The sequence below is a fragment of the Treponema bryantii genome (assembly GCF_900113965.1).
GTDB classification, from domain to species: domain Bacteria; phylum Spirochaetota; class Spirochaetia; order Treponematales; family Treponemataceae; genus Treponema_D; species Treponema_D bryantii_A.
The window spans coordinates 139,104-153,361 of sequence record NZ_FORI01000005.1; the positions used below are offsets into that span (position 1 = coordinate 139,104).

10 protein-coding genes are annotated in these 14,258 nt (G+C 43.2%); 4 read left to right on the plus strand and 6 right to left on the minus strand.

Translation table 11 applies throughout. From position 1 onward, the window contains the following. The first annotated feature begins 20 nt into the window (after nt 1-20). The gene (locus tag BM161_RS07825; RefSeq protein WP_074931445.1) at nt 21-1,997 is read left to right on the plus strand and encodes a TonB-dependent receptor plug domain-containing protein; all 1,977 of its coding nucleotides are present in this window, start codon (nt 21-23) and stop codon (nt 1,995-1,997) included. On the opposite strand, the gene BM161_RS07830 is transcribed toward BM161_RS07825, so the two are convergent. Genes BM161_RS07830 through ilvB form a run of 3 tightly spaced genes read right to left on the minus strand, consistent with a single transcriptional unit; the run spans nt 1,984 to nt 6,238 of the window. Further along, nucleotides 1,984-2,886 (minus strand): hypothetical protein, encoded by a 903-nt coding sequence (locus BM161_RS07830; RefSeq protein ID WP_074931446.1) that lies wholly within the window; start codon nt 2,884-2,886, stop codon nt 1,984-1,986. The two genes, BM161_RS07825 and BM161_RS07830, sit on opposite strands and share 14 nt — an antisense overlap. Beyond that, nucleotides 2,883-4,496, minus strand: coding sequence for an NFACT RNA binding domain-containing protein (locus tag BM161_RS07835; RefSeq protein WP_074931447.1), 1,614 nt, complete (start codon nt 4,494-4,496; stop codon nt 2,883-2,885). Before BM161_RS07835 ends, BM161_RS07830 begins: the two co-directional genes overlap by 4 nt. A gap of 23 nt (nt 4,497-4,519) precedes the next feature. Next, complete coding sequence (gene ilvB, locus BM161_RS07840) at nt 4,520-6,238, minus strand: biosynthetic-type acetolactate synthase large subunit (RefSeq protein ID WP_074931448.1); 1,719 nt, start codon at nt 6,236-6,238, stop codon at nt 4,520-4,522. 903 nt (nt 6,239-7,141) lie between these two features. Between ilvB and BM161_RS07845 the strand changes: the two genes are divergently transcribed. Further along, on the plus strand, nt 7,142-7,672 hold the full coding sequence (locus BM161_RS07845) for a hypothetical protein (protein WP_074931449.1): 531 nt from the start codon (nt 7,142-7,144) through the stop codon (nt 7,670-7,672). A gap of 56 nt (nt 7,673-7,728) precedes the next feature. Here BM161_RS07845 and BM161_RS07850 read toward each other — a convergent pair whose 3' ends face one another. From BM161_RS07850 to BM161_RS07860, 3 genes are read right to left on the minus strand one after another with little or no spacing between them, the layout of a single operon-like run. Next, nucleotides 7,729-10,323, minus strand: a complete 2,595-nt coding sequence (locus BM161_RS07850; RefSeq protein ID WP_074931450.1) for an AAA family ATPase — start codon at nt 10,321-10,323, stop codon at nt 7,729-7,731. Between the two features lie 42 nt (nt 10,324-10,365). Beyond that, nucleotides 10,366-11,526, minus strand: coding sequence for a hypothetical protein (locus BM161_RS07855; protein ID WP_074931451.1), 1,161 nt, complete (start codon nt 11,524-11,526; stop codon nt 10,366-10,368). Nucleotides 11,527-11,567: 41 nt separating this feature from the next. Next, entirely contained in the window at nt 11,568-12,164 is a 597-nt protein-coding gene (locus BM161_RS07860; protein WP_074931452.1) for a TP0733 family outer membrane beta-barrel protein, read from the minus strand. A gap of 100 nt (nt 12,165-12,264) precedes the next feature. Here BM161_RS07860 and folD point away from each other — a divergent pair, with 100 nt between their 5' ends. Further along, on the plus strand, nt 12,265-13,140 hold the full coding sequence (gene folD / locus BM161_RS07865; RefSeq protein WP_074931453.1) for a bifunctional methylenetetrahydrofolate dehydrogenase/methenyltetrahydrofolate cyclohydrolase FolD: 876 nt from the start codon (nt 12,265-12,267) through the stop codon (nt 13,138-13,140). Beyond that, nucleotides 13,140-13,910, plus strand: coding sequence for a GTP cyclohydrolase FolE2 (gene folE2, locus BM161_RS07870; protein ID WP_074931454.1), 771 nt, complete (start codon nt 13,140-13,142; stop codon nt 13,908-13,910). The genes folD and folE2 overlap by 1 nt, the downstream gene beginning before the upstream one ends. Nucleotides 13,911-14,258: the final 348 nt, after the last annotated feature.

A 14,258-nucleotide genomic window follows, 5' to 3' on the forward strand; every position in this document is an offset into this window, starting at 1 on the left:
CCTCCTGTATTTTGAAATTCATGAAACACCGTTTTTTTATTCTTTCAATTCTCAGTTTTAGTTTTCTCTGTTTTGGCGAGGGGGCCGAGATTCGGCTGCCGGAGGTGACGACTTATATTCCGGCGGCGGTGGAGCAGAAGATTGTGATTACGGCGGAGGAAATTGAGGCGGCGCATTTTGAGAGTGTTGCGGAGCTGGTGGAACGCTGCGGTATTCAGATGCTTTCTTATGGGCCGTACGGATTGGAGAGCAAGGCGAGTGTACGCGGTTTTACGGACGAGACGGTACGCGTTGTGATTGACGGAATCTGTGTGAATAATGCGCAGTACGGAACTTTTGATCTTGCGTCTGTGAATCTGAATGCGGTGGAAAAAATTGAAATTGTGCGCGGCGGTTTTACTGAGGGCGTGGAAGATGAAGGTTCGGTTGGTGGGGTGATTTACATCACTATGAAAAAGCTGGAGCTGAAAAACACTCTTAGTGCAGACAGCGCTTTTAAAACTTTTTTTAATTCTGAACGGCCGCTGGATTCTGCCTTTCAAAAACTTGCCTTTGAGGGGCGGCTTGGCGAAAATACTTTTATGAATGCCAGTGGAACTCTCAACTATGCAACGAACCGATACATGTACAAGCTGTCGGAAACAAGTTCTTTGCTGGACGGTGCGTTTGGCGGTCTTGTAACGACAGGTAAAGATGGCAGCCTTTACTGGGGAAAGAACGGCACCTGGAAGTCTGAAGAAAATGCTCAGGTGATTGACGGGCATGCTGCTACTTATGTGACTCATTATTTTGGTGATGGAAACTACCTTTCGATAGGAGAGTTGTTTTACGGTGGACACAAAAATACACCGGGGCCGGTGAACTCTAAAGATCAGGGGCTTCAGCGTGATTACAATAATAATCTTTCTGTTACGGTCTGGAATCCCGCTATTGCCGGCGGACTTTTTAATTTGAAAAACAGCGTGGCATGGCTTTGCAATAATCGCTTTTATAAAAATGACAGCGGCAGTGAAGACAGCAGCCACTTTATTAATACTGCAAAATATACTGGAACTCTGGATTTTACATCTCTTGCGGGTGGGCGTATTCAGCAGACCGCAGGATTTTCCGCAGATGTTACTAAACTTGATTCTACGAATGATGGAGAGCACATTCAGTTTTCCGGAGTCCTTAAAGAAACTACAAAATTTGCTGCGGGCGGTGGCTGGAGTCTGAGCACGCCGCTTGCTGTTAAAGTTTGTATGAATGATGATAAGGTAAACTTTGCCTTTGTTCCTAAAATAGGTGCGGCGTGGGAAAGCCAGGGAAGGGAAGCCAGTGTGTTCCGTGTGAGTGCAGACGTTTACCGCATGGTGCAGTTTCCGAACATGGATGACCTTTTCTGGGAAGGTGGTGGCTTTCACGGTAACCCGAACTTAAAGCCTGAAAGCGGCTGGGGTGCAGATCTTGGTATTGCGGTAAGCAGTGTGCGTGCCGGACAGTCTGTGCTTGGCGGTGGCATTACAGTTTTCTCTGATTATTATAAAGACAAAATTAAGTGGGGCAGTGGAACAACAGAAAATCTTTCGAGCGCTTTTTATCTTGGTGTAGATTTTAATGCAGATGCCTCGTTCTTTAATAAGTTCTGGACTGTGGCTGTAAATGGTGAATATCTTTATAACTGCCTTCTGGACAAAGAAAATAAATACACTTATGGCAAGCGGATTATGTGGACTCCGGATTTAATCTGCAATCTTACAACAACATGGAACTTTGAGCTTGCAAAGATTTCTTTGAGCGCCACCTATACCGGACGTCGCTACACAGACAATATGAATCTTTATTATCTTAATCCTTATGTGCTTGTAAATCTTGCGGCAGAGACTGCGCCTATAAAAGAACGCTTTACGCCGTATGTGAAAGTGGACAATCTTTTGAACTGGCAGTACCAGTCTGTGGAAGGCTATGCAATGCCGGGTATTTCAATGACTATTGGCGGCCGTGTTAAATTTTTTTAGACTCTGCAAACTCGTCCAGCCAGTGCTGAATGCAAAGCTGCCAGTTTGAAGAATATTTACTTTCGAGCAGAGCCCTGTCGTACATATAATAAAAGTAGTCGATTATTTCTGCGCGGGTTGCCTCATCAATTTCTGTGGCTGTCACAAAAAGTTTATCAATAAAATCAATTGCATCTTTTGGCGAAAAGAAAGATTTATTCATTGTAGAAGAGAGCATGTACAGGGCAAGCGGAATACAGTTTACGCTGTGTTGTTTTACAAAGAGAACACTCTCTACAATTGCAACAGCTTGCTTTTGAAGCTCTTCTGTAAATGCCTGAACTTCTTCTTCATCAAAAAGTCCGAGCTTAAAAAATTGGCGGAACCAGGCAAGCACTCCGGCAGAAATTGCAACGTGAATACTTGGTACACACAAAAGGTGCGGATCAAAAAAATGAATTGTTCTGAAGTTGTGAGTTTTAAGATATCGTGGACGGGTAGTAGTTGTCATTGTAAAGCGATAAATTGATGATGCGTTTTTGTAAACGTTGGTAAGAAACTTCAGATAAAGACAAAGATACGGTGCAGCTTTTTTAATTCCAAGACGGCGCTTGAGCATATCCATTGGGCGGACAAAAAATCCTACAAAGCCAAGGTACGCAAAAACACGCTGAGGAACAAACGGAATCTTATCATCAATATCAGTATCAACATTTATGATGCGGCGTTTTGTAAAATGAAATTTCTGAAGATGCTGAAGAATGAAAAAATCTCTTAAGATTGTAAAAATATATTTCCATGCGTTGCGCGCTGTATATGGATTAAGCGGCATATAAAAGAACGGCGCAACCGCAGAGTAGTGGCTCAGTGGTTTGTGAATTGTACGTGTGGAGTGGGGGCGGTTTTTCATAACTGACCTTCTGCGTGTAATGAATCAAGACGGGAAAGCCGTGCCTTGTCCGGAGTGATACAGAGATTTTTTTCCTGTGTCGGAAGTACAAGACCTTTCGGACCGTTCTTTGCGCGGCGCAGATATTTTACGTGAGTGTAGTAGAGATCTGTCTTGCCGGCGTTGCGGGCCTTTGAGTAGTACACGGCGAGGTTTGCCGCATCCAGAAGAATATCCAGAGGAACAGTTTTTCCTTTGCGTGCTTTAATGAAAACGTAGCCGCCTGGGAAATCGCGCACGTGGAGCCAAAGGTCGTCGCCGCGAACATGATGGCGAAGCAGCTCGTCGTTTTCGTTTGCATCGCGCCCCACAAGAATGTACCAGCCGTTTACGGTGTAATCCAAACCAGGGTGAGTTTTCTTCTGCTGCTGTTTTGGTGTTGTATCACGGCGGAGCAGCTGTTCAATCTTTACAGGATTTTTCTCGTTCTTGATTTCTTCATATTGTGCATCAAGTTTTTCAATCTGTTTTTTTGCAATCTCAATATCGTGAACAAGATCCTCAGAGCCAGAAACTGCCTTCTTGTATTTTTTATAATATTCAGCAGCGTTGTCCTGTGCCGATTTTTTCTGGTCAATCATAAGGCGCACAGTCTTACCGGTCTCGTAATCTTCGCACTCAAGAAAATTGCTGTTGCCGTCAATCAGATAGCCGAACGAAAGAATGAGGTCTCCCTGATGTTTGAGCTGGTCTGCGTTCTTAAAAGATTCCAGCTTTGCTTCAAGGTTATGAAGCGCCGCCTCTTTTTTCGAGCGAGTCTGGTTATACCACTTTTCCGCTTTTTCCAGCAGCGACTCGCGCGAGAGGGTGTCGGAATGTTCCGAGTACCACCAGTCGATGTAGGCGTTGAAGGAGGGGAAAGTCTTCCCCTCGCTGCAGCCGGCTTCGCCGTCTTCCGCTACCCCTTCTGCGGGGGACACCCCCGCAACGCCCCCGGCCTGATGGTCTTTCCATTCCCTAACCGGGAACCTTATGGCAACTTCATCTTCAGATTGCTCGCGGATTTCTACTACAAACTTCTGATCTTTAACTTCACCGCGTTCCGGTCTTCTGAACATAGGCTCCAGAATTGTGCCGTCAGTGTCGCAGAGCAGAACGTTTGCAGCATTGTTCCAGAGTTTTATATAAAGAATATAATTTTCCTCGATTTCTTCCGGGCCATTCTGTGCTTCAATTTCATCCTTGCTGAGCATAGGCTTTTTTACAAGCGAAATGTGAACAGTGCCTTTAGCTGCAGATTTAGGATTTTCTTCTACAAGGCGGCTGAGTTCCATTTTGATCACTCGTTCATAACCAAGCTGAGTTACCGAGTTTATGCGGCAGCCTTTAATTCGTGCCCGCAGAAATTCCATAAAGCGCAGCGGCTTGTCATTCTTTGTAATCTTTCGTCTGGTCTCGTTGAGACGCACCGAGTTCTGCGCTGTACAAATCAGCACAGTCTTAGCGTTCCCTTCCTTATAAGTATAAAGCGCCAGTGTATCATACCCCGGCTGAATTATATCCTGAATGAAGGCGCCTTCAAGGTTGAGCTCGTTGAGAATAAGATTTATTTCATTACAATTGAGTGACATATTTTTCCCGTTGTCGCCGCGTACTAATCTCTTATCGAATCAATATTAGCCTTGCCGCCCGGTACGAACGGCAATACGTTTTCTTCGCTGTCTACTGTTACGCGTACAAAGCAAGGCTTGTTCTGGCGGTTTGCGTCAAAGGCTTTCATGTACCATTCAGCGTCGCTGTCTGCATCAACTGCTTCAATTCCAAAGCCACGGGCAATTGCAAGAAGATCTGGAGAACGTCCGAAAACAGAAGCGCTGTAGTTCTTATCAAAAAGGAACTTCTGCTGCTGGTAAACCATACCAAGAGTTCCGTTTTCAAAAACAATGATTGTTACAGGCAGATTAAGTTCTGCAAGAGTTGCCATTTCCTGAACGTTCATCATGATTGAGCCGTCACCACTGAAGCAAACAATACGCTTGTCCGGGTTTGCAATTGCAGCTCCGATAGCTGTTGGGAGACCGAAGCCCATAGTTCCAAGACTTCCGGAAGTGAGGAAGCTGCGCGGACGTTCTACAGGGTAGTACTGTGCAGCCCACATCTGGTGCTGTCCAACGTCTGTTGTTGCGATAAGTCCGTCTGGAGCAAGGCCGGCAGTGGCCGCCAGCTGAGGGATTTTAGAAATGATGTCGCGAGGGTTAGCAAGCTTCTCGCCTTTTGGGCGGCCGCATTCTACCGAGTGGCATTCCTTCTTAATCTTATTAATCTTTTTAAGCCAGCCTTCATCTGAGCTGATTTTCTTTTCACTAACAAGCTGAGCAATTACAGGGAATACAGATTCAACATCTGCAACTACAGAGATATTAGATTCGATAATCTTATCAACTTCGGCAGCATCGATATCAATATGAATAATTTTAGCGTCTGGACAGAACTGATTTACAAGACCTGTTGCGCGGTCGTCAAAACGTACGCCGGCAGCAATTACAAGGTCACTATCGTGCATTGCAACGTTAGCGGCGTGGCTTCCGTGCATACCAACCATTCCGATAAAAAGCTCTGAGCTTTCTGGAACGCAGCCAAGTCCCATAAGACTTGTTACAACAGGAAGTCTGTAGTTCTGAAGGAAAGCTTTGATTCCGCTAGCAGCTTCTTCTGAGTCACAGCCGCCACCGCAGTAAAGAACCGGGCGTTTAGCCTTTGCGAGAGCTTCTGTAATCTTTCCCATCTTCTCTGAATATTCATCAATAGGAGTGTGGAAGCGGATGTCGTGCAGGCGGATTTTTTTAATGTCCGGCCAGGTGTCAAAATCACATTCCTTGAGCTGAACGTCGCGTGGAACGTCAATGAGAACTGGTCCCGGACGTCCGCTTGTAGCAATCTCAAATGCCTTAGGAATTGCTTCGAGCAGTTCATAAGGAGTTTTGATAAGAATTGAATGCTTTGTGATTGGGAAGGAAAGTCCGAAAGTATCGGCTTCCTGGAAAGCATCTGTACCGATAAGGCTTGTATTTACCTGGCCTGTAATTGCGATGATTGGGATTGAGTCTGCGCGGGCATCTGCAATTGCTGTAAGAAGGTTCATTGCGCCCGGGCCGGAAGTTGCAAGACAAACGGCTGGTTTACCTGTTGAACGGGCCATACCCTGTGCAATAAATCCGGCTGCCTGCTCGTGGCGCACAAGGACGTGTCGGATTGATGAGCGGTTGAGCTCGTCGTAGAGAGGGAGAATTGAACCTCCCGGAATTCCTGCTACAGTTTCAATACCATACATTTCCAGTAACTTAACAATGATTTGTGCGCCTGTGTGTTTCATTTGTAACTCCTGAGTAAGGCCGCCCGGTAGGCGGCCGGTGATGAATCGAAAAGCGTTAAAAAAAATTGCGAAAGCAATTTTTTAGCTTATCCTTTAAAAGCTCCCCGGCGGAAAACAAAAAAAGCTCCCCGAACCGGAGAGCTTTTCTTATATTTTTGCTTATCACAAAGTATATAACATTCACTCTCTGGTTATTTATTAACCACAACGACGAGGACTGCTACGACTTTGACTAAAGCATTGAATTTCATAACTTTTATTTTCCAAATTTTGCTGATTCTGTCAAGAGGTACAAGGGGTATGAAAAAAAAATTGATTTTTGTAAACTTTTTTTTGGGAATTTTTGTCAAAAACGTCATATTAAAGCAATTATATATATAGGAAATTGTAAGAAATGTGTGAGAGAGCCAATAGAAGTTGAGATAATACAATCTCTGTTGGCTGTATATTAATCGTGAAAATGATGTAGATGTGATTGGAGCTAATAGAAACTCAAAAAATAACAATTCTATTGGCTCTGTTCAGTTGTTGTTTGGTGATTCGTCACTTCAATATAGCAAAATGTATGTAAATCGTGGCAGTATTAGCCAACAGAATTACAAGAAATAGTAAATATATTGGCTGCGTACGAAATAGGCACAAAATAAACGGAAATATCTAGCCAATAGATTTGTATGTTTTTCGAAATCTATTAGCTAAAAACACAAAAAAGGTAGTTAAATAACCAATCATTGTCATGCTGAACTTGTTTCAGCATCTCATACAGGAGGAATAATGCAAAAAGAACTATTATCTCCAGACACTTTTACAAAACAGTTACAATCGCGTCGACAATAACTGCAGAAAGTTCTGGATTTAAAACAAAAATCTCAAAAAACAGCCCCGCAGGGGCATCTGAAAATTATGCACCCTGTTGATGGACGGCCTCCACAGTTCTATCACATAACCAATCCCAAGGATTTTAATGGTACCTACATTCCGCGCGCACAGATTTCTTTCATTAAAAAACTGGCGCAAAAGGATTATGACCTCAAACTCATAAAAATACTTCAAGCTCAGGTGCGCGCGCTCGATAAGCTTATAGATATTTCACTTTCTAAACCTGATTCAGAGTTGAAAATAGAACAGCTTTATTCCAGGATGATTAGTACACGGCAGAAGCTTATTGTGCCAGTTACGCTCACCGACGCCCAATACACAGAAGAATGGCAGAACGTAAGCTGGCAAGGACGCTCCTTTCCCGACGAAGCTCCCGGCTTTACAACTGTCCGTGGTGAAAGAGTACGTTCCAAGTCCGAGATTATAATTGCCGATACTCTCAACCGTCTGTATATACCGTATCGTTATGAATACCCTTTGGAACTAAAAGGTGGCCAGATATTTCATCGGAGTCACAGCACAGCCCACTCAATACTCGACAACTCGAGCAGATAATTAAAACTTATCTGTGTTAAATTTTGATACAGTTATTATTCCCATGAAACAAAACTCTACTTTTCTATCGTAAAGAAGGCGATCTCGCTCTTCCATTCGAAGATTGTGCGGTCGCAGGCTGCCAGCAGCAGGTTTACGATTTTCTGTAGCTCGGCGTTGCCGCAGGCTTCGCTCATTTTGGCGCCGTAGGCAGAGCTTTCTGGGGTGAACCACTTTTCAATCTCGGCTGGGGTGATACGGCGCTTTTCGGTTAATACCTGAGAGGCAACGCGCACGGTGAAGCCGCGCTTACGGAAAATGTTCGCGATGTAGATTCCGTCCCATGAGAAAAGAGGATTATCTCTGTCGCCAAAGAACTCCTGTTCTGCAGCTTCCATTTTATCTATTGTTTCGCGGAATGGACCAAGGCTTTCCGGTGATAACACCTGCTTACGTACAAGCTCGCTGATGCGCTGTCCGTGGCAAGGAATCCTCTGCGAAATTACAACCTTCCAGCCCGCAGCAAGAGGGCATTCATAAGAAAACTCTTCACCAGCCTTATCATCATTTTTGTCCAAGTCTGTATAAGGCATATGAGTAATATTCTCGTTATCTCCCTCAGCATCCTTCTGAGGAGTCATAATTCCAGCCAGTGCATCTGAGAGAGCAATAATAGAAGGCTCGCTCGCAAACGGATCTGTAAAGAACATGCGGTCAAATACTGCTCCGTTGTACTGGAACTTTACCAGAATATTATAGAAATCTTTTTGAGTAAGGAAATCTGTTGAAATTGAATCGCCGCGGTGTTGAAGAATAGGGCGGTCCAGGCTTCCGAGTGTACGGCCGTACTGCTCGAGAATCTGCATGCCTTTTTCTGTACGGCAAACGCCACAGGTAACGCCTTCCGGAGTCTTTCTTGCAATCTCCCACAAAAGAAGGCCGCTGTCTGCATTCCAGATGAGCGAACGGTGATGGCGAAGCAAATCTGCCATAGAAGTCATTGTGTCACGGATTCCAAGCAGAACCTCGGCGCGGTTAGAATCAAGACGCTGCCGCCAGAAGCGGTCTGCGCGGTCCAGAACAACCTCTTTTGCCGGGTCTTTAGGACTGAAGGTAAGATTTTCTTCCTTCTTTGTGTTTCCGGCCTTAAAGTGCTCGTTTATCCACCATTCAGAAATAGGATTTTCTCCATATTCTGATTTTTCCATGTCGTCGCCAGAAGTTTTCTTGGCTGTAAAAATATTTATAGAACCGGTGGTCTCCGGAGAAGATGCAAGTTCATCTGAAGTATACTGTTCGTGAGTCTGTGCCTTTTCAAGAATTGCCGCAATCTGAAGCTCGCGGCGAGAAAGGACACCGTCTCTGATAGTTGCTTCGTAGCCCTGTGTACTTGGATTATAGAAAACTCGTCCGCTCAAGGTATCTGGCAGATACTGCTGAGCAACCCAATGGTCGCGGTATGCGTGAGGATAGAGATAGCCCGCTCCGTGTCCAAAGCCTTCTGCATCACGGCTGTTATCTTTAAGATGATTTGGAACCTCGGCATCTTCTTTTTCAACTGAGGCAAGCGCATCAAAAAAGGCCATGCTGCTGTTAGATTTAGGTGCAGTAGCAAGATACAGCGCCGCATGTGCAAGGAAGTAACGTCCTTCAGGCATACCAACGCGGTCAAAGGCCTGTGCACAGCTTTCTACAACGCTTATAGCATTCGGATCTGCAAGTCCTGTATCTTCACAAGCAGAAATAAGCATGCGGCGGAAAATAAAATGAGGGTCTTCGCCTGCAGCAACCATTCGGGCAAGCCAGTAACAGGCTGCGTCCGGGTCGCGTCCCCTCAGAGATTTTATAAAGGCAGAGATAATATCATAGTGATAGTCGCCATCGCGGTCGTACAACACAACCTTTTTCTGAATACTTTCCTCGGCGGCTTCTTTAGAAATATAAATCTTAGTTCCATAGGCTGGAACCGGAGGATCTGTATACGGCGACCACTTTTCCGGAGTTGTTTCAATTGCAAGCTCCAGAGCGTTCAAAAGGGAACGGGCATCACCATTTGCAGTTTCAATCAGATGTTCAAGAGCACCCTCTTCAAACTCAACCTTCCAGTGCCCGTAACCGCGCTCAACATCGCTCAAAGCCTGATGAGCGGCTTTTTCAAGGTCATTATAGGTAAGCGGCTTAAGCTGGAATACACGTGAACGAGAAACCAGAGCCTTGTTTACTTCAAAAAAAGGATTTTCAGTAGTAGCGCCAATCAAAATGATTGTGCCGTTTTCTACCCATGGCAAAAGTGCGTCCTGCTGGCTTTTATTCCAGCGGTGAACTTCGTCTACAAACAGAATTGTACGGCGGCTGTAAAGATTATAGTAATCTTCTGCCTGTTTAATTGAATCGCGGATATTCTGAACGCCGGTAAGTACGGCATTCAATGTAATAAAGTTTGATTTTGTATGATTTGCAATAACGCGGGCGAGGGTAGTTTTACCGCTTCCCGGAGGTCCATAAAAAATAACCGATGTAAGCTGATCTGCCGCAATGGCGCGGCGTAAAAGACGGCCCTTTCCAACAATGTGGTCCTGGCCGATATATTCATCAAGATTTCGCGGCCTCATACGGGCCGCAAGAGGTTCCTGAGTTAGTTTGATTTGTTCGAATAAAGAGTCTTCAGACATATCTCTCCTTCGATTTTTAAGCGACTCTCATAGTCTCGCCGCTTACTCTCGGTTCCAGTTACCTCTTTCAGGGTAGTATGACCAGAGGCCAACGTTATCAAAGTTGTATGAGGCGCCGGCAAAGGTGATAGAAGCATAAAGACTGCTTTCTATTTCTTTCTTTTCTGGGCTGGCATTTACCAGAGCAAGAACCATATAAGAACTTGTAATCTGGAACTGAGCGTTTGTTTCAAAAGCTGCAATTGCTCCAGGAACTCCATCTGTCAAAAGTATTCTGTCTATTCCACCGGAAGTTCCTGTGCTTGATTTACCATAGCCAACAAGAATAGAGTCTGCGCAGGTTGCCAAAGCAGAGATTACAGTATCACCAGAAGTATCTGACTTTTTAGTAGTAGAACCATTTGTGTAATAAATACTGCTGTCTCCATTAGTATAATAGCAGTAAGTAGCATCAGTTGTATAGGTTTCATTTGTTGTTGAAACTGGAGATGTAAAGAACTTTACTTCACCATTAAAATATGCTGCAGAACTTGCTACAGGAGTATATCCCTCATCAGAAGAAGGCTCTGGATCAATAATAGAAGATGTAGCAATTGTGATTTCAGCAGGAACTGATAAACCGTTGAGCTTATAGTACTTATAAGCACTGTTTTCTGAATCATAAGCTCTGATAAATGCTTCGCGGTGTGCTTTCTGAGGTGCATTTGTCTGGAATACACGGAAGTTTGAATCATAATAAGTTGAAGATGAGTTATAAGTAACAGGGAAGAGATCTGAATTATTCTCTGTAATAAGAGTCCAACTGTCATTTCCGTCTGTTTTTCCCCAAAGCTTAATATTTGAAGGATAAGACAAACCTTCTGTGCTTGTGTGCTCATAAACAGCAGTTACAAGGTAAAGGGTAGTGCTGTTTGCGAGTACAGAAAGAATCTGCTCTCCAGAATGACTTGAAGAATCAAAATCATAGCTGTGCAATCCAAAAGGAATGCTGTATGTGCCCCATTCTCCGTGAGAGTTTTTATCCTTCTGTTTGTAGCGAAGACCGTCATCTGCGGCAAGGAAAAGATATTCTGTTCCGCCGGCTGTATATCTTGTGATTGTACCAATGTTTCCTGAAACTGTAGGATCTTCTGGTTTTACATCTTCGCGGATTGCTTCATATATTGGACTCCAGCAGCCTGTAAAAAGAAGAAGTGAAGTCATTAATGTTAATATAGCTATTTTTTTCATTTTTATATCCTGTTTTAGAAGTGGTAGCGTACCGAAAGACCGGCACTTGTGAAGAATCCATTATCTGCCTTGTGAACCTTTGGGTTTTCAAATAAGAACCACTGTGGAATCCAGTAAGTTGTAGAAGAAAGTCCGAAAGACCATGATTCAGAGAATCTGTAGAAGGCTCCACCGGTAAATTTTGCAGTAAAGGCTGGGAAATAGGTCATAGACTGGCAGGTAAGTGTTGCAAAACCTACATCCAGCATGAGAGGGAACTCAAACTTTCCTACATAAGGCTGGTACATTACACCAAAAGTAACTGGTACAGAGAACAATGGCTTTTTACCGATAGAAAGGTTGTAGCCGAGAACTAAATCTCCGCCCACAGCAAAGTACTGATTCAAGAATCTGTAATAACCTACAGAAACTTGTCCACCAACATATAACTGAGATCCAAAATTTAATGGAAAGTTAGCACCTAAATCAATTTTAATGAACTGGTCTCCAGCTCCGTTCTGTTCGTAAACATATCCGTCATCGTATTCTTCATCATCGTCATAATATTCATCTGCAAAAACAGCAGCGGATAATAAAAGAATGACAGATAATATGGAAATAAAGCGTTTCATATTGCGACCTTTTTTTTATTTCAGTATATTTTGTTACTATAAGAATATACTGATTTTATAGCAGTTTATCAATAAAACAGAAAGGAGCTTTGAAGGTTACATGAGCGCAGTTATTATTGACGGTAAGCAGGTTGCGGCAGATGTTCGTGCAGAAGTTGCACAGAAGGTTAGTGAACTTAAACAGAAGGGAATTGCCCCTTGTCTTGCAGTAATTCTTGTAGGAGAGAATCCAGCCAGCGTTAGCTATGTTACAGGAAAGCAGAAGGCACTTGCAGAAGTTGGTATGGTAGACCGCTCAGTACATCTTCCAGAAAGCACAAGCGAAGAAGAACTTCTTAAACTGATTGACCAGCTTAATGCAGATGACAGCGTACACGGAATTCTTGTTCAGCTGCCTCTTCCAAAGCATATTAATGAAGAAAAAGTGATTATGGCAATCTCTCCTGAAAAGGATGTAGACGGCTTCCACCCTGTAAGCGTTGGTAATCTTATGATTGGCCGACCTGGTTTCCTTCCTTGTACACCTCATGGAATCATTGTTCTTCTTAAAAAGGCCGGAATTGAGACAAGCGGTAAGCATGCAGTTGTAATTGGCCGTTCAAATATTGTAGGAAAGCCGGTTTCTATCCTTCTTGCATGTAAAGACGTAAACTGTACAGTAACAATGTGCCACACAGGTACTAAAAATATGGCAGAAATTACCCGCCAGGCAGACATTATTGTTGTTGCCAGTGGTCATCCACACACTCTTACTGGTGATATGGTAAAAGATGGCGCGGTTGTAATTGATGTTGGTGTAAACCGCATTCCAGATTCAACTAAAAAATCAGGTTTCCGTCTTATCGGAGACTGTGATTTTGATGATTTGAAGGAAAAGACTTCATTTATCACACCTGTTCCGGGAGGAGTAGGTCCTATGACTATTGCAATGCTCATGCAGAATACCCTCGAAAGTGCAGAAAGAAAGGCAAATTAATGATTGATATTCAAAGTGAAGAAGACACCCGTGCCGTACCTCTTCAGAAGGTCGGCGTAAAAGGTGTAAAATATCCCGTAGTCGTTCTTGATAAGACAGCAACAAAACAGCACACCACTGCTTCTGTAGATTTATTTGTAAATCTTCCGCATAACTACAAGGGAACCCATATGTCCCGCTTTATTGAAGTGTTCCATAAGTATCATTCTGATATTTCTATGCATCACTTTCTGGACATGCTGGAAGAAATGCGTACAAAGCTTTCTGCTCAGAAGGCTTTTGGCCGCATAGAGTTCCCATATTTTATAGAAAAGAAAGCTCCTGTTACTGAAGCTGCCGGAATTATGCAGTATAAATGCTCTTATGAGGGTGAGGTTAGCGAAGATGGAACCCGTAAGTTCTATATTTCTATCCAGGTTCCGGTTGCAACCCTTTGCCCGTGCAGTAAAGCTATCAGTGAATATGGTGCACACAACCAGAGAGGCATTGTAAGCGTACGTCTTTTGTATAAAGAGTTCTTCTGGATCGAAGATGTTATTGCAACAATCGAAAGTTGTGCCTCAACTCCACTTTATTCCCTTCTTAAACGCAAAGATGAAAAGTATGTTACTGAACATGCTTATGAAAATCCTCGCTTTGTAGAGGATGTTGTTCGCGAAGTATATCTTGGACTCAAAAAACTGGGATTTACACAGTTCTCTGTAGAAGCAGAAAACGACGAAAGCATCCACAATCACAACGCATACGCCTTCGCAGAATATTCTGAATAAAAAAATAGAGCCGTCAGACCACCTGACGGCTCATATTTAATACGTAAAATACCAAAAGACCCAAAAACAATTTTTTAAATACTTATTTTGTTTTTAATTCATTTTTAAATAAATTTTTTAATACTTTTTCTTTTTTTTACTTATTTTTAACTATTTGTTTTTAACTTTAGGCTAACTTTACTTAACCTAAGATTATAGTAATATGACCTTGGTAATATGTCAAGAAAAAATTTAAAAAAAGTTTAAAAATATGCAAATTTTAACGAATTTTTATCGCTTTTTTTAAGAAATTCTTGTGCATAGAATCAAAAACCGTGTGACTACAGTCATATTAAACGTTTTTACTAT